Source organism: Streptomyces sp. NBC_00704 (genome assembly GCF_036226605.1).
Taxonomy (GTDB): Bacteria; Actinomycetota; Actinomycetes; order Streptomycetales; family Streptomycetaceae; genus Streptomyces.
In genome coordinates, this window is the sequence record NZ_CP109000.1 from 5,277,922 (window position 1) to 5,299,736 (window position 21,815).

The 21,815-nt window shown below is 73.5% G+C and carries 14 protein-coding genes; 9 read left to right on the plus strand and 5 right to left on the minus strand.

Annotation, left to right across the window (positions count from 1 at the left end):
* Nucleotides 1-378 precede the first annotated feature (378 nt).
* The 4 genes from OG802_RS23070 (at nt 379) to OG802_RS23085 (ending at nt 4,748) form a co-directional block, all read left to right on the plus strand.
* Complete coding sequence (locus tag OG802_RS23070) at nt 379-684, plus strand: hypothetical protein (RefSeq protein WP_329417659.1); 306 nt, start codon at nt 379-381, stop codon at nt 682-684.
* A 130-nt stretch (nt 685-814) separates the two neighbouring features.
* Entirely contained in the window at nt 815-1,225 is a 411-nt protein-coding gene (locus tag OG802_RS23075; RefSeq protein WP_329413247.1) for a (deoxy)nucleoside triphosphate pyrophosphohydrolase, read from the plus strand.
* A gap of 185 nt (nt 1,226-1,410) precedes the next feature.
* Complete coding sequence (locus OG802_RS23080; RefSeq protein WP_329413248.1) at nt 1,411-1,839, plus strand: ATP-binding protein; 429 nt, start codon at nt 1,411-1,413, stop codon at nt 1,837-1,839.
* A 260-nt stretch (nt 1,840-2,099) separates the two neighbouring features.
* Nucleotides 2,100-4,748 (plus strand): SpoIIE family protein phosphatase, encoded by a 2,649-nt coding sequence (locus OG802_RS23085; RefSeq protein ID WP_329413251.1) that lies wholly within the window; start codon nt 2,100-2,102, stop codon nt 4,746-4,748.
* Nucleotides 4,749-4,755: 7 nt separating this feature from the next.
* Here the strand turns inward: OG802_RS23085 and OG802_RS23090 are convergent, their stop codons facing one another.
* Nucleotides 4,756-7,062, minus strand: a complete 2,307-nt coding sequence (locus OG802_RS23090) for a hypothetical protein (RefSeq protein ID WP_443055300.1) — start codon at nt 7,060-7,062, stop codon at nt 4,756-4,758.
* 92 nt (nt 7,063-7,154) lie between these two features.
* Between OG802_RS23090 and OG802_RS23095 the strand changes: the two genes are divergently transcribed.
* Nucleotides 7,155-8,399 carry a hypothetical protein gene (locus OG802_RS23095; protein WP_329413252.1) on the plus strand — a complete coding sequence of 415 codons (1,245 nt, stop codon included), beginning with the start codon at nt 7,155-7,157 and terminating at the stop codon, nt 8,397-8,399.
* 15 nt (nt 8,400-8,414) lie between these two features.
* Here the strand turns inward: OG802_RS23095 and OG802_RS23100 are convergent, their stop codons facing one another.
* The 4 genes from OG802_RS23100 to OG802_RS23115 are packed head-to-tail and all read right to left on the minus strand — an operon-like array spanning nt 8,415 to nt 12,319.
* Nucleotides 8,415-9,194: a succinate dehydrogenase/fumarate reductase iron-sulfur subunit gene (locus OG802_RS23100; protein ID WP_329413254.1), complete on the minus strand. Its 780-nt coding sequence runs from the start codon at nt 9,192-9,194 to the stop codon at nt 8,415-8,417.
* A complete protein-coding gene (locus OG802_RS23105; RefSeq protein ID WP_329413255.1) occupies nt 9,191-11,131 on the minus strand; it encodes a fumarate reductase/succinate dehydrogenase flavoprotein subunit in 1,941 nt (646 codons plus the stop codon). The genes OG802_RS23100 and OG802_RS23105 overlap by 4 nt, the downstream gene beginning before the upstream one ends.
* 32 nt (nt 11,132-11,163) lie before the next feature.
* The gene (locus OG802_RS23110; protein WP_329413257.1) at nt 11,164-11,997 is read right to left on the minus strand and encodes a hypothetical protein; all 834 of its coding nucleotides are present in this window, start codon (nt 11,995-11,997) and stop codon (nt 11,164-11,166) included.
* A 31-nt stretch (nt 11,998-12,028) separates the two neighbouring features.
* Entirely contained in the window at nt 12,029-12,319 is a 291-nt protein-coding gene (locus tag OG802_RS23115) for a hypothetical protein (protein ID WP_329413259.1), read from the minus strand.
* A gap of 282 nt (nt 12,320-12,601) precedes the next feature.
* Between OG802_RS23115 and OG802_RS23120 the strand changes: the two genes are divergently transcribed.
* From OG802_RS23120 to OG802_RS23135, 4 genes are all read left to right on the plus strand, one after another.
* The gene (locus OG802_RS23120; RefSeq protein WP_329413261.1) at nt 12,602-14,995 is read left to right on the plus strand and encodes an ABC transporter family substrate-binding protein; all 2,394 of its coding nucleotides are present in this window, start codon (nt 12,602-12,604) and stop codon (nt 14,993-14,995) included.
* Nucleotides 14,996-15,260: 265 nt separating this feature from the next.
* Nucleotides 15,261-17,168 carry a translational GTPase TypA gene (typA, locus tag OG802_RS23125; RefSeq protein WP_329413262.1) on the plus strand — a complete coding sequence of 636 codons (1,908 nt, stop codon included), beginning with the start codon at nt 15,261-15,263 and terminating at the stop codon, nt 17,166-17,168.
* Between the two features lie 139 nt (nt 17,169-17,307).
* Nucleotides 17,308-17,814: a DinB family protein gene (locus tag OG802_RS23130; protein ID WP_329413263.1), complete on the plus strand. Its 507-nt coding sequence runs from the start codon at nt 17,308-17,310 to the stop codon at nt 17,812-17,814.
* Nucleotides 17,815-18,312: 498 nt separating this feature from the next.
* Nucleotides 18,313-21,813 (plus strand): AfsR/SARP family transcriptional regulator, encoded by a 3,501-nt coding sequence (locus OG802_RS23135; protein ID WP_329413265.1) that lies wholly within the window; start codon nt 18,313-18,315, stop codon nt 21,811-21,813.
* The last annotated feature ends 2 nt before the right edge of the window (nt 21,814-21,815 follow it).

Consider the following 21,815-nt stretch of genomic DNA (forward strand, 5'->3'; position numbering starts at 1 on the left):
GGGGCGGCCCGGAGCCGTAGCGCATACGGCCGGGCGGCGCACACCCTTGCGGCAGTTGCCGCCGGAACCGGCCCGCCCGGGAGCCGGCCGCGCGCCGTCGGAATCCGGACGTTTCCGCTGGTTCCCGCAGGTCGACCGGTACCCGCCCGCAACCCCGCCGACCGGACGCGTTGCGGCGCGCGCACGGCGCGTTCGGTCCCGTGCGCCCCCTGCGTCTTGGCTGGTTGCGTACCTCTTTGTGCAAAGTCGTGTTCGGTGCGTAAAGGTAAGGCGTACGCTCGGGCATATGCGGATTGCGGTTTCCTTGGCAGGCGGGGCGCGCGGCGCGCCGCGGACGGGATCCGGCCGGGCCGGGACGGCGAGGGGGCGGAGGGCGCGATGAACGACAGCACCACCTCCCTGCCCTGGCTCGTCATCCGGCAGGACGACAACGGCAACCGCTACCGCGTGGGCAGGTACGCGACCCGGGCCGAGGCCCAGGAGACCGCGGACAGCCTCGACGCCCGCGGGCACAAGCAGCTCTACTGGGTCGAGCGGATCGGCCAGACGCAGGGGCAGCCGCAGCGCCACGCCCAGACCCCGCACCACCCCCAGACACCGCCTCCGGCCCAGGCGCAGGCGCAAACGCAGGCCCAAACGCAGGTGCAGGCGCAGGTGCAGAACGGGGACGGCACCCTGAACTGACCGGGCGTCGGACCGGACCCGCCGTCAACCCGGCGTCTGCGCCGACCCGAACGGGCCGCCCTGACCGCGCCGGGCCGACCCGGCCGCCCCACCCCCGGCCCACCCGCTCCCGTCCCGTAGGCTCCGCCGCATGACGGAACGGACCGTGGTGGTGGGAGCCGCGCTGCTCGACGCCGGCCGCCTGCTCGCCGCCCGCCGCAGCGCGCCCCCGGAGCTGGCCGGGCGCTGGGAACTGCCGGGCGGCAAGGTCGAGCCGGGGGAGAGCCCCGAGGCGGCTCTCGTGCGCGAACTGCGCGAGGAACTCGGCGTCGAGGCCGAGACCGTCGGACCCGTCCCGGGGGAGTGGCCCCTGAGGCCGCCCCACGTCCTCCAGGTGTGGAGGGCCCGGCTGCGGCCCGGCTCGGCCGCCCCCGAACCGCTCCAGGACCACGACGCGCTGCGCTGGCTCGCCCCGGACGAGGTCTGGGACGTCGACTGGCTCGACCAGGACGTTCCCGCGGTGCGCGAGACGCTCGCCGTCATCGCCGCCGACGCACACTGAGCCCAAGCCCTGTTCCGTGGCCAGTGGCCAGTCGCCAGTGGCTCGTCGCCAGTGGCTCGTCGCCAGTGGCGGCGGGCCGGGCAGGGGCGGGGTGTACGCCGTTCGTGCCACTGTGCGCCCTGCCGCGCGGTACTCGCCCAGCGATATCGGGTATGTGCCCATTAACCCCACGAAACCGGACATGGGTGCACTCGCTGGGCTGGGAAGTGATCGGCGTGATCGACACCGAGGACGACCGGGCCGAGTGGTCGTTTCCCGCGGAGCCCGGTGCGGTGCGCACCGCCCGCGCGGCCGTCCGCGACCAGCTGCACCGCTGGGACCTCGACAGTCTGGGCGACATCGCGGCCCTGCTGGTCAGCGAGTTGGTGACCAACGCGCTCCGGCACGCGACCGGCCCCATCGGCGTCCGTCTGGTCCGTCAGGCCCGGCTGCGGGACGTGCTCCTGGTGGAGGTGTCCGACCCGCTGCCCGACCCGCCGCGCGAGCGGATCGCCCGCCCCGACGACGAGAGCGGGCGCGGACTTCAGCTCGTCGCCTCCGCCGCGCGCCGCTGGGGCACCCGGCCGGGGAGCGCCGGCAAGACCGTGTGGTTCGAACTGGCGGTACCGGGTTGACGGGACGTGACACGGGGATGACCCGGGTGGACGGCGGGCCTCCCGCCGTCGCCGGTCCGCGACCGGTGCCCGAAGGTGTGATTCGACCACGTGCCCGCTGGTTAGAAGACTGGAAGTGTTGTCGCGGGACGGGCCGGAAAACGCCTGGACCGTGCTGTGATCGTGAACACCGTGTCGTGCGGACCCGTAGTGCTGGATACTGCGGGCAGCCGCCGCCGGTGACCGGTGCCGGACGCGGTGAGCTGGAGGGGACGGTTCGCGTGAGCGAGATACCAGCGAAGGCCACGGAGTCCGAGGACCCGTCGGGCGGCGCGAGGGCGGAGGCCGCGGATGCGCACGCCGCGGACGCCGTGCGCGGCCCCGGCGACGGGGAGGGCGAAGCGGCGTCGCTCGGTGACGCCATGTGGCAGAGCAGCCCACCCGGTTCGATCTACGACTACATCAGGGTCGCCTCGTTCTCCATCGGCCCCGACGGCCTCGTCGACCAGTGGAGTCTGCGCGCCGAGCAGATCTTCGGCATCCCCGCCGAGCGCGCCGTCGGCATGGACCCCATCGACGCGTTCGTCGACCCCGACCTGCGTGAACGCGGACAGCGCAAGATGGCCGAGATCCTCGACGGGCGCGAGTGGACCGGCGTGGTCCCCTTCCGGATGCCCGACCCGGCGCCCGGCGGCGGACGCGGCGAGCAGGGCCTCGCCGAGGTGTACGTCATGCCGACGCGCAGTCTGGACGGCGAGAAGGCCGCCGTGTGCATCGTCGTCGACGTCCGCACGCTCCGCAGCATCGAGACCGACCTCGCCGCCTCGCAGGCGATTTTCGGCCAATCCCCGTTCGGCTTCCTGCTGATCGACCCCGACCTGCGGGTGCGCCGCGCCAACGAGCGGTTCGCCTCCATCTTCGGCGGCACCCCCGACGAGCACCGCGGCAAGGGCGTCCACGACTACCTGCCCCGGCCCGAGGCCGAGCGGGTCAGCGCCACCCTTCGCCGGGTCCTGGAGACCGGCGACTCCATCACGGACATGCACGTCACCGGGTTCGTCCCCGGCTCCGACGAACGACGGCACTGGTCGATCAACCTGTACCGGGTGCACAGCGGCAGCGGCCGCCCCATCGGCATCGCCTGGCTCGGCACCGACATCACCGCCCGCCGCGCCGCCGCCCGCGAGGCCGCCGCCGCACGGCGCAATCTCGCCCTCCTGAACGAGGCGGGAGCCCGCATAGGGAACTCCCTCGACCTGGAGACGACCGCGCGCGAACTCCTCGACGTGGTCGTGCCCGGCTTCTGCGACCTGGCCACCGTCGACCTCTACCAGGGACTCCTGGCCGGCGACGAGACCCCGCCCGGACTCGCCGACGGCAGCGCCGAACTGCGCCGGGTCGCCTTCGCGTCCGCCGTGTCCGACGCCCCCTTCCCCGGCGCGGGCCCGCCCGTCGCGGTCGGCGCGGTCCACCACTTCCCGTTCAACTCGGCCTGCGCGGACGCCCTGCGCACCGCCCGCCCGCAGAGCATCCCCGGCGAGGAGGGCGGCCTCGTGCAGTCCAGCCTCGCCGTCCCGATGGTCGCCCACGACACCGTCGTCGGCCTCGCGCAGTTCTCGCGGACCAAGGGCAGCGAGCCGTTCGGCGACCGCGACCGCGATCTGGCCGTGGAACTGGCGGCGCGCGCCGCGGTCTGCATCGACAACGCCCGTCTGTACCGGCGCGAGCACGAGCGGGCGCTGATACTGCAGCGCTCCCTGCTGCCGCCCGGCGACCCGGTGGCCTCGGGCCTGGACATCGCCTGCCGCTACCTTCCCGGCAACGTCTCCATGGGGCGGCCCAGCGAGGTCGGCGGCGACTGGTTCGACGTCATCGAACTGCCCGGCCACCGCACGGCGCTGGTGGTGGGCGACGTGATGGGCCGCGGGCTGCGGGCCGCGGTCGCGATGGGCGAACTGCGCACGGCCGTGCGCACGCTGGCCCTGCTCGACCTCGAACCGGCCGAAGTGCTCTCCGCGCTGGACGAGATCGCGCGCGGGCTCGGCACCCCCGGCGGCGTCCAGCAGGCCACCCGGGCCGCCCGCCGGCCCCGCGAGGCCGACCTGTCCGAGGTGTACCTCGCGACCTGCGTGTACGCGGTCTACGACTCGGTGACCCGGCGCTGCACCTTCGCCAACGCGGGCCATCTGCCCCCGGTCCTCGTCGAGCCCGGAGAACCGGCCCTCATGCTCGACGTGCCGCCGGGCCTGCCGCTCGGCGTGGGCGGTGAGCCCTTCGAGGAGGTGGAGGTCGACCTCCCCGAGGGCGCGCTGCTGGCGCTCTACACGGACGGCCTGGTCGAGTCCCGCGACCACCCCCTCGACGAGGGCCTCAACGCGTTCGTCGGGGCGCTCACCGACCCCACCAGGCCGCTGGAGGACGTCTGCGACCACGTCCTGAACACGCTCGACTCGCACCACGGCGAGGACGACATCGCGCTGCTGATGGCACGGGTGCAGGGGCTGCCCGCCGACTCGGTCGGCGACTGGACGCTGCCGCGCGAGCCGCGCAGCGTGGGCCGGGCGCGGGAGTACGCGCGGGGCCGGTTGCAGTCATGGGGCCTCGAAGCGCTCGTCGACACCACCGAGTTGCTGGTCAGCGAGCTGGTCACCAACGCGCTGCGCTACGGCGAGGGGGACATCAGGCTCCGGCTGCTGCTGGACCGCACCCTGGTGTGCGAGGTGTGGGACGCGGGTCTCGTCCAGCCGCGCCGCCGCCGCGCCCGGGACACCGACGAGGGCGGCCGCGGTCTCCAGCTGGTGGGGCTGCTCTCGGCGTCCTGGGGTTCGCGCCGCACCCCGCGCGGCAAGACGGTGTGGTTCGAACTGCCCCTGCCCGACGGCGAGACGACGCTCGCGGACCCGGCGGAGGCCCTGCTGAGCCTGTTCTGACGGGCGCTCACCCGTCGGCGGCGGGCTCGGCCGGTCCGGCGAAGCCCGCCGGCCGCCCGCCGTCGGGATCCCCGGCCGGTACGACGCCGCCGAGGACGGCCCCGCCGACGCCCGCCGTGTGGTCCGGCCCTGCATACGGGTTCCCGTGCGCGCGGACGTCGAGTTCGGCCAGCTCCCTGGCCTGCCCGGCGAGGTCGTCGGCGGACGGGCGGTCCGCCGTGTCCCCGGTCGCGAGGAGCCGCCGCGCCTCCGCCAGCCGGGTGCGCGCGGTCACGCCCACCGCCCCCCGGTGCGTCTCGACGAAGTCGGCCGCGCCGCCGACGGCGGACCGGGCGGTGAGCAGCGCGGCGGCCTGCAACGCCTCGCCCGGCTCCGGCCCGAGGGACACGGCCGCCCGCACGATCCGCCGAAGCTCCCCGACCGGATCCCAACCCCCTGAGCCCGGATCCGAGTCGGTCCCGACCGCACCTGAATGCGCTCCGACCGGCTTCGGGTCCGTCCCGGCCGCACCTGAATCCGCTCCGACTGGCTTTGGGTCCGTCCCGGCCGCACCTGAATGCGCTCCGACTGGCTTTGGGTCCGTCCCGGCCGCACCTGAATGCGCTCCGACTGGCTTTGGGTCCGTCCCGGCCGCACCTGAATGCGCTCCGACCGGCTTTGGGTCCGTCCCGGCCGCACCTGAATGCGCTCCGACCGGCTTCGGGTCCGTCCCGGCCGCACCTGAATCCGCTCCGACCGCACCCGGGTTCGACCCGACCGGATCCGGGCCGGGCGCTTCCCCCTGGTCCGGGCCCGCCGCTGTTCCCCGGTCAGGGTCCGCGTCCGCCGCGCCCTGCCGGGCCGGCTCCTGCCCGCGCCCCGCGGCACCCGGCGCTCCAGCGTCGCGGCCGTCGGGGTGGACGGCGGGCGGGCCGTCCGGAGTCCGGTGGTGGTCCGGCAGCAGGCGCCGGACCGACGTCAGCACGGCGTCGGCGTGCAGCAGCCGGGCGTGCAGCTCCCCCGGCGAGGCGTCCGGCGGCGCGACGATCACCCGCCGTGTCGTTCCCGTTCCCGTTCCCGTTCCCGTTCCCGTTCCTGTTCCTGTTCCCGCGCCGGCGTCCGCCGCCGCGGCCTCCCCTTCCCCGGTCCCGTGCGCGACGCCGTCCGCGTTCGCGTCCGCCCGGTCGTTCCCGACGTCGCTCCGTCCCGCTTCCGACGCGCGGGCCCGGGACAACTGCTCCTGGGCCGCCGCGAGGGCGGCCGGCGCCGCCCGCTCGGCCGCTCGCAGTTCGGCGGCCAGCCGGTCGACGCCCTCCAGAAGGACGGCGGCCTGGGCTATGACCCCCTCGGCGGCCCCCAGATGGCGAGCCGCCCCCTCAGGCTGTCCCGCATCGGCCGCCTGACGCGCCCGGTTCAGCCGGTCGGTGGCGAACAGCAGCCGGTCCCTGGCCTGTTCGACGTTGCCGACGACGCCGTCGGTGGCCGTGTGCGCGTACCGGGCCCGCAACCCGGCGAGGACGGCCTCCGCGGTCCCCACCCGCCCGGTCAGCTCCCGGAACCGCCCCTCGGCGACCACCAGGGCCTCACCCGACGCCCGCCCCGGTGCGCGCAGCTCCCCGAACTCCCCGGCCGCAGAGTCGAGCAGCCCTTGTACCTCCTCGCACCGGCCGATGATCCCGGCGAGCGCGTGCTCCCGCGCCGCCTCCTGCGCCGGCACACCCTCGTCGTAGCGCTGCCGCATGCGGAAGGCGGCGGCCAGCTCGGCGGCGGCCTCGTCGACGGTCCGCCGGAACCGGGCCGTGTCCTGCGCCGCGAACAACTGCTCGGCGAAGCCGAGTTCGCCGCGGGCGGCCCGGATGCGGTCGTCGGCCGCGACCAGTGCGGCGCAGGCCCGCTCGTCGAGGGCGGCGGGCCGCGGCGACGACTGCGCGGACTGCGCGGACTGCGCGGGCTGTGCGGACGGTGCCGAGCGGACGGACTGCGGCGGTGCGGGGCGGCCGGTCCCGCCCGGGGTCGTGCGGTCGTGGGTGCGTCTGACCCGGCGTATGTACCCGTACCCGGCAGCCGCGCCGGCCGCGCCGACGGCCACCAGCGGCAGCACCAGATCGACGGTCGACCTCCCGCCGTCGGCGGTGACGGTGACGGTGACGGGAGCCGTGCTCGCGGCGGGCGCCGGGTCCTTGATCGCAACCGGAACCCCCGCATCGGACGTCATCGCAGGCAACACCAGCCACACGATGCCGACCGCCCCGCCCAGCACGGTGTGGGCCACCCGTACGGACAGGTGCGAGCCGGTTCGCCGGGGCCGGCCTCGACGAGGCTGCGAAGAGGTCACATTTGCGAGCGTATGGCCGTCAATGCGGGCACGCGAGCGGGATGCACCCGACTCGGGGGGCGTGGGGCGGAACGACACGGGAGGGGGCCCCGATGGAACGACCACCGGGACGGACGACCGCGGACACCGAGCCGGAGAGCGAGGCAGGGTCCGGTACCGAGCGGGGGAACCCGGAAAGCCCTAAGAGCACGGAGGAACAGAAGACCCCGGAGAACCCGGAGAACCCGGAGAACCCGGAGAACCCGGAGAACCCCGAGACCCCGGAGGCCCCGGAGGCCCCGGAGAACGCGAAGAACCCCGAGACCCCGGAGGCCCCGGAGAAGCAGGGGAAGCGGTGGAGGCGTTGGGCGCGGCGCGGGGCGTTCGCCGTGGTGCTGCTCGTGCTCGTGCCGGTGCTGATAGCCGAGGCGGCGCTCGGTGTGAACGGCATGGGCGATCCGGCCGAGAGTGCCCGCACGCGCGGCAAGGACGCCCTGTGGCTGGGCCACGCCTGGGTGGACGGCCGCAAGACCGACGCCGATGTCGAGGCCCTGGCCCGCCGCCTCGCGGACACCGGCATCCGGGACCTCTATGTGCACGCCGGTCCGCTGGAGCACGACGGCACGCTGCCCGCGTCCGCCTACCCGCGTGCGCGGTGGTTCGTCGCCGCCGTGCACCGGGCGGCCCCCGGGCTGCGCGTCCAGGCCTGGCTGGGCGACGTGCTCGCCTCGGAGACCCCGGACGGCATGCGGCTGGAGCGGCCGGCGACCCGCGCCGCCGTCGTACGCTCCGCCCGGGAGATCCTCGCGGCCGGCTTCGAGGGCGCCCACTTCGACCTCGAACCCCTGCACTCCGACGACGCCCACTACCTTGCCCTGCTGGACTCCCTGCGGGCCGTCACCCGTGCGCACCATGCCCAGCTCTCGGTGGCCGCGCACCAGATCGACCCGGTGCCGGGGTTCCACTCCTTCTGGGGCACGACCACCGGGCATCCCAAGTGGTGGTCGCAGAAGTTCTTCGGCCAGGTCGCCAGGCGGGTCGACCAGATCGCGGTGATGTCGTACGACACCATGCAGCCGTTGCAGCGCACGTACAGCGGTTACGTCGCCCAGCAGACCTCCCTCGCCCTGGAGGTCACCCCGCGCTCCACCGACCTGCTGATGGGCCTGCCGTTCTACCAGGAGAACCGCTTCGGGCACTGGGCGCACGCGGAGACCGTCGCCGCCGCCGTCCGGGGCGTCCGGCTGGGCCTGTCCCGCACCGACGCCGACCGCGCGAACTTCGGTGTGGCGGCCTACGTGGACTTCACGGCGACGGAGACCGACTGGCGTGCGTACCGGACGGGTTGGGTCCGCTAGGCGGCCTCCCGGCCTTCACGCGTCCTCGGGCGACCGCCTCCTGATCTTCGAGCCCAGCCACACCAGCGGGTCGTACTTGCGGTCGACCGCCCGCTCCTTCAGCGGGATCAGCGCGTTGTCCGTGATCTTGATGCCCTCGGGGCACACCTCGGTGCAGCACTTGGTGATGTTGCAGTAGCCGAGCCCGTGTTCGTCCTGGGCGGCGCGCTTGCGGTCCAGGCCGCTCTCCTCGGCCGCGTCCAGGGGATGCATGTCCAGCTCGGCGACCCGCATGAGGAAGCGGGGGCCCGCGAAGGCCGTCTTGTTCTCCTCGTGGTCGCGCACGACGTGACAGGTGTCCTGGCACAGGAAGCACTCGATGCACTTGCGGAACTCCTGCGACCGGTCCACGTCCTCCTGGAACATCCGGTACTCGCCCGGCGCGACCCCCTCGGGCGGCACGAACGCCGGGACCTCCCGCGCCTTGTCATAGTTGAAGCCCACATCGGTGACCAGGTCGCGGATCACGGGGAAGGCGCGCAGCGGGGTGACGGTGATCGTCTCGGCGCGGTCGAAGACCGACATGCGCGTCATGCACATCAGCCGGGGGCGCCCGTTGATCTCGGCCGAGCAGGAACCGCACTTGCCCGCCTTGCAGTTCCAGCGGACGGCGAGGTCGGGGGCCTGGGTGGACTGGAGCCGGTGGACGATGTCGAGGACGACCTCGCCCTCGTTGACCTCGACGGTGAAGTCCTCCAGGTCCCCGCCCCGCACGTCGCCCCGCCACACCCGGAAACGGGCGTCGTAGCCGCTCATTCGTACAGCTCCTCTTCGGTGAGGTACTTGACCAGCTCCTCCTTCTCGAAGAGGGCGAGCAGGTCGGGGCGGATGGGCTCGGTGGTCTCCCGCACCAGCCGGATCTGGCCGTCCTCGGGTCCGGCGGCCGCCGGGCCGTCGCCCGGCCCGGTCAGCCGGCACAGCAGGTTGACGTTGCGCCAGGCGCGTTCCATCGCCGGGTGGTCCTCGCGGGTGTGGCCGCCGCGCGACTCGGTGCGCTCCAGGGCCGCCCGCGCCACGCACTCGCTGACGAGCAGCATGTTGCGCAGGTCGAGGGCGAGGTGCCAGCCGGGGTTGAACTGGCGGTGGCCCTCGACGCCGGCCCGCCGGGCCCGGACGCGCAGTTGGGCCAGCTTGAGCAGGGCCTGCCTCATCTCGCCCTCCCGGCGGATGATGCCGACCAGGTCGTTCATGGTCTGCTGGAGTTCCTGGTGGACCGCGTACGGGTTCTCCGGGGGGCCGGGTGCGGGTTCCTCGCCGTCGGCCTCGGCGGAGAAGGGGCGCAGGGCCTCCGCGGCCGCCGCGTCGACCTGGGCTTCGTCCACCGGCGGCCGTGCGGTCGCCGTCGCCGCGGCGTGCGCGGCCGCGTGCAGTCCGGCCCGCCGGCCGAACACCAGCAGGTCGGAGAGGGAGTTGCCGCCGAGGCGGTTGGAGCCGTGCATCCCGCCCGCGACCTCGCCGGCCGCGAACAGTCCGGGCACCCCGCGTGCGGCGGCCGTGTCCGACTCGACCGCGATGCCGCCCATCACGTAGTGGCAGGTGGGCCCGACCTCCATCGCCTCGGCGGTGATGTCGACGTCCGCCAGCTCCTTGAACTGGTGGTACATCGACGGCAGCCGGCGGCGGATCGCCTCCGCGGGCATCCGCGTGGAGACGTCGAGGAAGACGCCGCCGTGCGGGGAGCCGCGGCCCGCCTTGACCTCGGAGTTGATGGCGCGGGCGACCTCGTCGCGGGGGAGCAGCTCGGGGGGACGCCGGTTGTGGTCCGGGTCCTCGTACCAGCGGTCGCCCTCCTCCTCCGACTCGGCGTACTTCTCCTTGAAGACGTCCGGGACGTAGTCGAACATGAACCGCTTGCCCTCGGAGTTGCGCAGCACCCCGCCGTCGCCGCGGACGGACTCGGTGACGAGGATGCCCTTGACGGACGGCGGCCAGACCATGCCCGTGGGGTGGAACTGCACGAACTCCATGTTGAGCAGGGGTGCTCCGGCGAGCAGGGCCAGCGCGTGGCCGTCGCCGGTGTACTCCCACGAGTTGGACGTCACCTTGAAGGACTTGCCGATGCCGCCGGTGGCGATCACGACGGCGGGCGCCCGCAGGACGAAGAAGCGGCCGGTCTCGCGCTCGTAGGCGAAGACGCCGCTCACCCTGGATCCGTCCTTCAGGATCCGGGTGACGGTGCACTCCTGGAAGACCTTCAGCCGGGACTCGTAGTCGCCGGTCTCCCGGAAGTCCTCCTGCTGGAGCGAGACGATCTTCTGCTGGAGGGTGCGGATCAGCTCCAGTCCGGTGCGGTCGCCGACGTGGGCGAGGCGCGGGTACTCGTGGCCGCCGAAGTTGCGCTGCGAGATGCGGCCGTCCTTGGTGCGGTCGAACAGCGCGCCCCAGGTCTCCAGCTCCCAGACCCGGTCCGGGGCCTCCTGGGCGTGCAGCTCGGCCATCCGCCACTGGTTGAGGAACTTGCCGCCGCGCAGGGTGTCGCGGAAGTGGACCTGCCAGTTGTCGTGCTCGTTGGCGTTGGCCATGGCCGCCGCGATGCCGCCCTCGGCCATCACCGTGTGCGCCTTGCCGAACAGCGACTTGCAGACGACGGCCGTGCGGGCACCCCGCTCGCGGGCCTCGACGGCGGCGCGCAGCCCGGCGCCCCCCGCTCCGATCACGACGACGTCCCACTCCTGGCGGTCGACCACGGTCATCGGCGGGCCCCGCTCATCAGGTTCGGCAGCATCTAGAAAAACCTCGGATCGTCGAAGACACCGGACGCGACGAGATAGACGTAGAAGTCGGCGAGCGCCACGCTCACCAGCGACGCCCAGGCCAGCAGCATGTGGCGGGCGTTGAGGCGGCCGACGAACTGCCAGGCCCGGTAGCGCACGGGGTGCTTGGAGAAGTGCTTCAGCTTGCCGCCGACGATGTGCCGGCAGGAGTGGCAGGAGAGCGTGTACGCCCAGATCAGGGTGATGTTGAGCAGGAAGACGAGGGTGCCGAGGCCCATGTGGCCCCACGCGTGGTGCTCGTCGCGGAAGGAGAGCACGGTGTCGTAGGTGAGGATCCCGGCGACGAGGATCGCCGCGTAGAAGAAGTACCGGTGGATGTTCTGGAGGATCAGCGGGAAGCGGGTCTCGCCGGTGTACTTCGTGTGCGGCTCGGCGACCGCGCAGGCCGGGGGCGAGGCCCAGAAGCCCCGGTAGTAGGCCTTGCGGTAGTAGTAGCAGGTGAGGCGGAAGCCCAGCGGGAAGATCAGGATGATGACCGCGGGGGAGATGCCCCACCAGCCGCCGAAGAGGTCCGTGTTCGGGCCGGCGTGCATGGGCCGGCAGTTCTCCGCCAGGCACGGCGAGTAGAACGGCGAGACGTAGGGCGCCGCGTAGTAGTCCGCGTTCGCGAAGGCCCGCCAGGTCGAGTAGACGATGAACGCCAGCAGGCCGGCCGCGGTGGCGGCGGGGGCCAGCCACCAGCGGTCGGTCCGCAGGTGGGGCGCGGCGATCGCGGCGCGGCCGGCGCCGCGGACGCCGCTTCGGGGGCGGGGGTCGGTGGAGGGGGGTTCCGTACCAGTGGCCAACTCAGGACTCCGGTCGGGTCAGGGGCTCGGGTCAGGGTGCGTGCCGGTGGCGGGCGCCGAGTCCCTCGTCGTCGGTGTCGATCCACAGGGAGTCGTCGTAGGGGGTGTCGGGGATGGTGAGCAGCTCGGGCCGGCGCGGTGTGGCGGGCTGGGCCGTCGCCTCGCGCAGCAGCGCGACGCTCTCCTTCAGGTGGGCGGCGTCTGCGCGGACGCGGCGCATCTCCAGGCCGTCGCTGCCGAGCTGCTGTTCCAGGCGGCCGACGGACCGGGACAGGTCGTCGAGGCAGCGCTGGACCGCTGTCAGGTCGTCGTGCACGGACATGCCATGACCTCGCTTCCGTGGGCGTCTCGCCCTGGACGGGAACGTTCATGTGCGCCTGCGAGTGTTGCGCGTCACACCGGTGGATGTGAAGGCGTGTGCAGCGATTGGCCGATGCGCAGGGGGTGCGTTGCTCCGCACGAGTGGCCTTGAACGGTCCCGCCGCCGTGTCGCCGCCGGCAGGCGAACCGTTTCGCTTTCAGTGGGCCGTAGATCTGATCAACACGCAAATACCGCCGAACGTGATCAGAACGCACCGGCAGCGGCTCACCGGAGGTACCAGAGATGTCCCACGACGGCGTCGGCCCGCGCGCGGTGACGCGTTCGGTCGCCTTCCTCACCGCAGGTGTGCTCGCGGTGCCCCTGCTCACGGGCTGCGGCTCCCCGGACGAGGCCGGCCGGCCCCTGGCCCGCCAGGACGTCGCCCGCGCCGACCGCGCCTCGGTCGCCGAGGGCGGCACCCTGCGCTGGGCGGTGGACGCCGTCCCGGAGACCTTCAACGCCTTCCAGTCGGACGCGGACCCGACGACCGCCCAGGTCGCCCAGGCCGTGCTCCCCTCGATGTTCCGGATGGACGCGAACGGACGGCCGCAGCGCGACGCCGACTACCTGGAGTCCGCGAAGGTCGTCGCCACCGAGCCCAAGCAGGTCGTGCTGTACAAGCTGAACCAGCAGGCCGTCTGGAGCGACGGCCGGGAGATCGGCGCCGCCGACTTCGCCGCCCAGTGGCGGGCCCTGTCGGGCAAGGACAGCGCGTACTGGACCGCCCGCAACGCCGGCTACGACCGCATCGAGAAGATCGAGCGCGGGGCCAACGACCTGGAGGTCAAGGTCACCTTCGGCCGGACCTACGCCGACTGGCGCTCGCTGTTCTCCCCGCTGTACCCGAAGGACGTCATGGGCACCCCCGACTCCTTCAACGACGGCGCGCGGCGCACGCTGAAGGTGACCGCCGGGCCGTTCGCCGTGAAGAAGGTCGACCGCAAGAAGAAGCAGGTCGATCTCGCCCGCAACCCGCGCTGGTGGGGGAAGCCGGCCAAGCTCTCCGAGATCGTGCTGACGGCCGTCCCGAGGGACGAGCGGACGTCCGCAATGGCCGCCGGGAAGATCGACCTGGCCGAGATCGACCCGTCCGACGCGCAGAACGTCGACGGCGCCGCCCGCGGCACGGCCGGACCGCCCGCCGGGACCGGACCCGCCGGCCTGGAGGCCCTGCGCAGATGGGCCCTGGCCCACGGCATCGCCCCGGCCGGCGGGAAGGCCGACGACGAGTCCGACGAGCAGTCGGACGACGAGGCCGACGACGAGAAGAAGTCGTCCGGGGACAAGGCCCGCGCGAAGCTGACCGCGGCGATCGCCGAGTGGCAGAGCCGGCAGAAGGCGCTGCGCGCCTTCGAGGTGCGCAGATCGCTGGAGCCCGCCTACACCCAGCTCGCCCTGAACGGCGCACAGGGCCCGCTGGCGGACGAGCGGGTGCGGCGGGCCGTGGCCCGCGCCCTGGACCGCAAGGAACTGGCCAAGGCCGTCCTCAAGCCGCTGGGCCTGCCCGCCGAGCCCGTGGGCAGCCACCTCGCCCTGGCCGGACAGGACGCGTACGCCGACGGCAGCGGAGCCCTCGGCGACCAGGACACCGCCGAGGCGCAGGCGCTCCTCGCCGACGCCGGCTGGGTGGCCGGCGGCCCCGTCAAGGAGAAGGACAAGGACAAGGGCGAGAAGGCGGCCGGCTCGGCCGGGAAGAAGGAGAGCGGGCCGGACGCCGAGAAGGGCGAGAAGAGCGAGAAGAGCGAGAAGAGCGAGAAGAGCGAGAAGAGTGATAAGTCCGAGAAGGGCGAGAAGGCAAAGAAGAAGAAGGACGACGACGGCACGTACATCGTCGGCGAGGACGACAAGGCGCCCGACGCGGCCGGCGACGAACGCCACGACGCCGCGAAGAACGAGGCCGGCGGACACCGGCTCGCCCAGGACGGCAAGCAGTACCGGCAGCCGCACCGGGGAGGCGCCCCCGGCGCCTACGCCCCCAAGGGCACCGCCGCGCCCCACGCCGACGCGGCGCTCCAGGCCGGCGCGGCGCCGAAGGGCACCGCCGCGCCCGTCGGCGCCCCGGCCAAGGCGCTGGCCAAGGACGGCAAGGCGCTCGACCTGAAGTTCGTGCTGCCGTCCGGGCCGGGATCGCAGTCCCTGGAGGCGGTCGCCGAGCGGATCACGAAGATGCTGGCGAAGGTCGGCATCCGCACCGAGATCACCAAGGTCTCCGACGCGAGCTACTTCAAGGACCACATCGCGTCCGGCGACTACGACCTCGCGCTGTACTCCTGGCCCGCGTCCGCCTTCCCGGCCACCGACGCCCGGCCGATCTACGCCAAGCCGCGGCCGGCCGCGGACGGCTCCCTGACCGTGGAGCAGAACTACACCCGGGTCGGCACCGACCAGGTCGACCAGCTGTTCGCCCAGGCGCTCGCGACCCTGGACCGGGACGAGGCCCGTTCCCTGATCCGCAAGGCCGACTCGCGCATCTGGGCGGCCGCCGGTTCGATCCCCCTCTACCAGCGGCCGCAGCTCACCGCCGTGCGCAAGAACGTGGTGAACGCGGGGGCCTTCGGCTTCCAGACGCCGGTCTACGAGGACATGGGCTTTCTGAAGAAGGGCGCGAAGGCCGCCGGGAGCCCCGCGCGCAAGTGAGCGCGCAGCGGTCCGGAACCACCGCGCGACCTGCGCGGAACCGGGCCGGCGGGCAGCGTGGAACCGGGCCCGGATCCTGTGTGGATCCGGGCCCGGACGCGGTGCGGGAGGCGGTCCGCGGACGGGCCGCGCGGCCCTGCGGAGGCCGTCCCCCGCCGGGCCACGTACCATGGGGTGAGGCCGTGGCGTGTCAAGCCCGGCAGGGCCCGCGTAACACAGACGTACGCAGCAGGGTCGCCCTCACACTCCGGGAGAACGCCGCTTTATGGCCACGCGCCACGATATCCGCAACGTAGCCATCGTCGCCCACGTCGACCACGGCAAGACCACGCTGGTCGACGCCATGCTCAAGCAGGCCGGCGCCTTCGCCGCGCACGCCGCCGAATCGCTCGACGACCGCATGATGGACTCGAACGACCTGGAGCGTGAGAAGGGCATCACGATCCTCGCCAAGAACACGGCGGTGAAGTACCACCCCAAGGACGGGGGGGACGTCGTCACGATCAACATCATCGACACCCCCGGTCACGCCGACTTCGGCGGCGAGGTGGAGCGCGGCCTGTCGATGGTCGACGCCGTCGTGCTGCTGGTGGACGCCTCCGAGGGCCCGCTGCCGCAGACCCGCTTCGTGCTGCGCAAGGCGCTCCAGGCCCGTCTGCCCGTCATCCTGTGCATCAACAAGACGGACCGTCCCGACTCGCGCATCGACGAGGTCGTCAACGAGGCCTACGACCTCTTCCTCGACCTCGACGCCGACGAGGACCAGATCGAGTTCCCGATCGTCTACGCCTGCGCGCGGGACGGCGTCGCCTCCCTGACCAAGCCGGAGGACGGCACGGTCCCGAAGGACAGCGACAACCTGGAGCCCTTCTTCTCCACGATCCTGTCGCACGTCCCGGCCCCCGAGTACGACGAGGAGGCCCCGCTCCAGGCGCACGTCACCAACCTGGACGCCGACAACTTCCTCGGTCGTATCGCGCTGCTGCGCGTCGAGGAGGGCGAGCTGCGCAAGGGCCAGACCGTCACGTGGATCAAGCGTGACGGCTCGATGTCCAACGTGCGCATCACCGAGCTGCTGATGACCGAGGCGCTCACCCGCAAGCCCGCCGAGAAGGCCGGCCCGGGTGACATCTGCGCCGTCGCCGGCATCCCGGACATCATGATCGGCGAGACCCTCGCCGACCCCGAGAACCCGATCGCGCTTCCGCTCATCACGGTCGACGAGCCGGCGATCTCGATGACCATCGGCACGAACACCTCGCCGATGGTCGGCCGCGGCGCCACCGGCAAGGGCGCCGACAACAAGGCCGTCGTCAAGGACCGCAAGGTCACGGCCCGTCAGGTCAAGGACCGGCTCGACCGCGAGCTGGTCGGCAACGTCAGCCTCCGGGTCCTGGACACCGAGCGTCCCGACGCCTGGGAGGTGCAGGGCCGCGGCGAGCTGGCGCTGGCCATCCTGGTCGAGCAGATGCGCCGTGAGGGCTTCGAGCTGACCATCGGCAAGCCGCAGGTCGTCACCAAGCTCGTCGACGGCAAGGTCTACGAGCCCGTCGAGCGCATGACGATCGACGTGCCCGAGGAGCACATGGGCCCGGTGACGCAGCTCATGGGCGTCCGCAAGGGCCGGATGGACAACATGTCCAACCACGGCTCCGGCTGGGTCCGCATGGAGTTCGTGGTCCCCTCCCGCGGCCTCATCGGCTTCCGCACCGAGTTCCTCACCGGTACGCGCGGCACGGGCATCGCCCACTCCATCCACGAGGGCCACGAGCCGTGGTTCGGCACGCTGACGACCCGTAACAACGGTTCGCTCGTCGCCGACCGCGCCGGCGCCGTCACCGCGTTCGCGATGACCAACCTCCAGGAGCGCGGCGTCCTGTTCACCGACCCCGGCACCGAGGTGTACGAGGGCATGATCGTCGGCGAGAACTCGCGCTCCGACGACATGGACGTGAACATCACCAAGGAGAAGAAGCTCACGAACATGCGGTCGTCCTCGGCCGACTCGTTCGAGGCGATCGTCCCGCCGCGCAAGCTGTCGCTGGAGCAGTCCCTGGAGTTCTGCCGCGACGACGAGTGCGTCGAGGTGACCCCGGAGGCCATTCGCATCCGCAAGGTCGTCCTCGACCAGCGCGACCGCGCCCGCACGGCGAGCCGCGCCAAGCACAGCTGATCCGCGAGCAGTTCGCGGCCGGGCGCACGCGCCCGCGGGCCCGGGTCCCCTTCGTGGGGGCCCGGGCTTTGTCGCGGCCGGCTCCCGCGCGGGGGAATCCCCTCGACAGGCGGGCGGGGGGCCGGACATGCTCGGCGCGATGACGAGAACCGACGACATGCCCGCCGCCTGGGACGAACGCGCCCAGCTGACCGCCTTCCTCGACTACGCCCGGGACACCGCCCGCGCCAAGTGCGCGGGCCTCTCCGACGCGGACGCCCGCAGAGCGCCCCTGCCGGGGTCGCCGCTGATGACCCCGAGCGGGGTGATCAGCCATCTGCGCTGGGTCGAGTACTACTGGTTCCGCGTGGTCCTCCTCGGCGAGGACGACCAAGGGCCCTGGACCGACGAGGACCCCGACCGCGAGATGCGCATCGCCGTCGACATCCCCTTCGCGCGCCTGCTCTCCGAGTACGCGGAACAGGCCGACGCCCACCGCGCGCTGGTCGCCGGGACCGGTCTGGACACCCGGGCGAGCCGGCCGATCCGCGACGGCCGCCATGTGGACCTGCGCTGGATCCTCCTGCACCTGATCGAGGAGACGGCCCGGCACAACGGCCACCTCGACATCCTGCGTGAGCTGATCGACGGCACGACCGGCAGGTGACCTCCGGGCACGACGGCCCGCCCACCCACGGCGGTCCCGTCGAGTCCTGCCGAGTTCCGTAGAGTCCCGCCCAGCCCCGCCGAGCCCCGCTCAGTCCCGCGGGCGCCCGGAGCCCGGCACGGGGCCCGGCGCAAGGCCCGCGGAGGCCCACAGAGGCCGCGAAGTCGGGCGGGGGCTCCGCGGAGACGGCCGGAAGGCCGGCGAACGTCGGAAGTCCGGGTGGAAGACCACTGAAAGATCACTGAAAGAGCACGGAAAGACCGCTGAAGGAGCCGGGAAAGACGGCTGTCCGAGACTGGTGGTGCGGGGCGGGCGACCGACGGGGGACACGCGGCGCCCGCCTCGCGTGCACGGTGGGCCGCCCCGCGCCGCGACCGCGCCCGTCGCCTTCGGCCCCGGCGTCCCCGGTTGGCCGGAATCCGACCCCGGGAGGCCCGCGGATTCGCGTCGGCGAAGCCCCGCGTTGCTCGGCCGTCGCCGCTGGACTACGTTCTGTCAATGCTCACCCCACGGCTCCGTTTCCGTCTGCTCGGACCCCTGGACATCGAGATCGACGGACGGGCCGTCTCGCTCACCGGACGCCAACGGGCGCTGTGCGCGGTCCTCCTGCTCCACGCCAACCAGGTCGTCTCCGTCGACCGGCTGATCCAGTGCCTGTGGGACGACCGCCCGCCCGGCGCCGGCGCGGCCCGCGTCCGGGCCCTCGTCGCCGAGGTGCGGCGCGCTCTCGGGCCTTCGGGGACGGGCCTGCTGACGACCCGTCGCCCCGGCTACGTCATCCACGCCGGTCCGGCCGAACTCGACCTGCTCGCCTTCGAGAACCTCGTCAGGGCCGGCTCGCGGGCCGCCGCCGACGGCGACTGGCGGACGGCACGGCGCTGCGGGGAGGAGGCCCTGGAGCTGTGGCGGGACGAGCCGCTGGCCGACCTCCCGGGGGTCGCCGTGCGCGAGGCCGAGCGCCAACGGCTCGGCGAACTGCACCTGGTGGCCCGCGAAAGCGTCGCCGAGGCGGAGATCGAGACCGGCCGGCACCGGCAGGCCATCGCCGAACTGCTGCGGCTGACCGCCGCCCACCCGCTGCGCGAACGCCCGCACGGCCTGCTGATGGCCGCCCTGCACCAGGACGGCCGCAGCGCCGAGGCGCTGGAGCTGTACGCCGCGCTGCGCCGGCGCATGGTGGACGAACTGGGCATGGAACCCTCCGTCGACCTCAGGGACCTGCACCAGCGCCTGCTGGGCGACGGCAGGCCCGGCGGCGTCCTCACCGGCGCTCCCGGCGCCCGTCCCCCGCAGTCCCGGTCCTGGCCGCCGTCGCCCTCACCGGCGCACCCGCGGCCGCTCTCCCCCTCGGGGGCACAGCCGTCGGCCGCCGCCGCCCCCGAGCGACCCGTGCCGCGCCAACTTCCGCCCGCCCCACGCCGTTTCGTCGGCCGTGACCGCGAACTCGGCCGTCTCGACTCCTGTCTGCGCGACGGCGAACCCCTCGCCCTCATCGTGGGGCCGGCGGGCGTCGGCAAGAGCGCCCTCGCGCTGCACTGGGCCCACCGGGTCGCCGACCGCTTCCCCGACGGCCAGCTCTTCCTGGACATGCGGGGCTTCGACAACGCCGAGCCGATGACCCCGGACGAGGCGCTGCCGCTGCTGCTGCAAGGACTGGGCTGCGCCCCGCGCGACATCCCGCTGGGCGCGGAGGCGCAGACCGCGCTGTACCGGACGCTGCTGGCGGACCGCCGGGTGCTGGTCGTCCTGGACGACGTGGCCGACGCCTCCCACGTCCGGCGGCTGCTGCCCGCGTCGGCCGGCTCGCTCACGCTGGTGACGAGCCGCGACAAGCTCAGCGGCCTGGTCACCCTCGACGGCGGCTACCGGGTCTCCTGCGACGTCCTCGACAGCGCGGCAGCGCTGGAGCTGATCAGCGGCGCGGTCGGCGCCGAGGCCGTCGCCGCCGATCCGGAGGCCGCGACCCGGCTCGTCGAACTCTGCGACCACCTGCCGCTCGCCCTGTGCGTCGCGGGCTCCTGGATCGGCGACCGGCCAGGCAGTATCCGGGCCTACGTGCGCGACCTCGCCGACCGGGGACGTCTGGCCCGGCTGCACGTCGAGGGGGAGGAGTCCGTCGCCGTGCGGGCCGCGCTCGACCTGTCGTACGGGACGCTGCCCGAGGACGCCCGGCTGGCCTTCCGCCGCCTCGGCACGCTGCCCGGCACCGGCCGGTCGGTCCCGGCGGCCGCCGCTGCCGCCGGTACCGGCGAACGCGACCTGGCCGACCGGCTGCGGCTGGCCCAGCGCGTGCACCTGCTGCGCGACGTCGAGCACGGCCGCCCCGCGTGGCACGACCTCGTCCACGAGTACGCCCGCGACCGCACGCTCGCCGAGGACTCCCCCGAGGAGCGGGAGGCCGCCGTCACCCGCGTCCTCGACCACTATCTGCAGAGCGTCGTCAACGCCGCCGCCACGGCGGGCCTGTACGTCATGCGCACCCGCCCCGGCCCCGTCGAGGGCTCGCTGCCGCGGGAGTTCGCCACGGCCGAGGAGGCGTACGCCTGGTTCGACGGCGAGTGGGACGACATCGCGGCCGCCGTCGGACACGCCGCCGAGCACGGGCCCGCGCCGTTCGTGTGGTGGCTGGTGGACGCGTTGCAGGACCTGTTCCACCACCGCCGGCCGCTCTCCGACTGGATGCGGCTGGCCACCCTCGCCCGGGAGGTGGCCGCCCGCCACGGGGACGAGGTCGGCCAGGCCTCCATGTGCCTGTCCCTGGGCAGCGCCCGCTGGCGCAACGGCGACCTGCGGGGCGCGCTGGCCGAGTACGAGGAGGGGGAGCAGCTGGCCCGCCGGGCGGGCTGGGCGTACGGCGAGGCCGGCAGCCTCCAGGGCAAGGGCGTCACCCTCAAGCTCCTCGGCGAGCTGCGCCGCGCACTGCCCTGCTACGACCGGGCGCTCGCCCTCTACCGCACCCTGGGGAACGTCAAGAACGAGGAGATCATGCTGATCAACACGGCGTCCCTCAACCTGGCGCTGGGGCGGCTGGACGCGGCCGAGGAGGCGGCCCGCGCCGCCCTCGACCTGGTCGGCGACACGGTCCACCACAACCGGGCGATGGCGCTCGTCAGCCTCGCGCAGGTGCGGCAGCGGCAGGCCCGGTTCGACGAGGCGGCGGCGGCGCTGCGCACCTGCTTCCTCGTCTCGCGCGACTCGGGCTCCACTTATACGGAGGCGGTGGCCCTGGAGGCGCTGGGCCGGGTCCGCGCCGACGCCGGCCGGGACGACCGCGCGCTCCTCGCCTACGAGGACGCCCTCGCCGTCTCCCGCCGGGTCGAGAACCGCAACTGCCAGGTCGACAGCCTGGTCGGGATCGCCTCGGTGAAACTGCGGGCGGGCCGCGCCGAGGAGGCGGCCGAACACCTCGACACCGCCTTCGAGACGGCCGAGCGCACCGGACACCGGGCGGGCCTGGTCGAGGTGCTGCTGGCCCGCGCCGACCTGGCCCGCGCCCAGGGCCGTCCCGCCGACGCCCTGGACTGCCTGGAGCGCGCCGAGGGCCTCGCCACCGACGGCACGCCTCTCGCCCTGCCCCGTATCCACCTCACCACCGCCCTCACGCTCCTGGACACCGACCCGGAAAAGTGCGCAAATGCGGACGTTGGCGGACATGTTGACGAGAGTGAACGCGCCGACCCCGGCGCGGACGGGGCGGATCCGCTCCCGGTCAGGGCCAGGGACGAGGCGGGCCGGGCCGTCGTCCTGGCCGAGGCCTCCGGGCAGCGCCTGCTGCACGCGCACGCCCTCGCGGCCCTGGCCGCCGCTCACGAGGCGCTCGGCGACGCCGGGCCGGCCCGCACCGCACGGGCCGGCGCCGAGGCGCTGTACGCGGCGATCGGCGTGCGGGCCGGGGCCGGGGTGCCTGCGAGCCGCCTGGCGGGGCACCGGCACCGCGAGCTGCCCCAGGACGCGGAGTCCCGCCTCACCCTCTATCTGACCGAGCACTTCGACGGCTGACC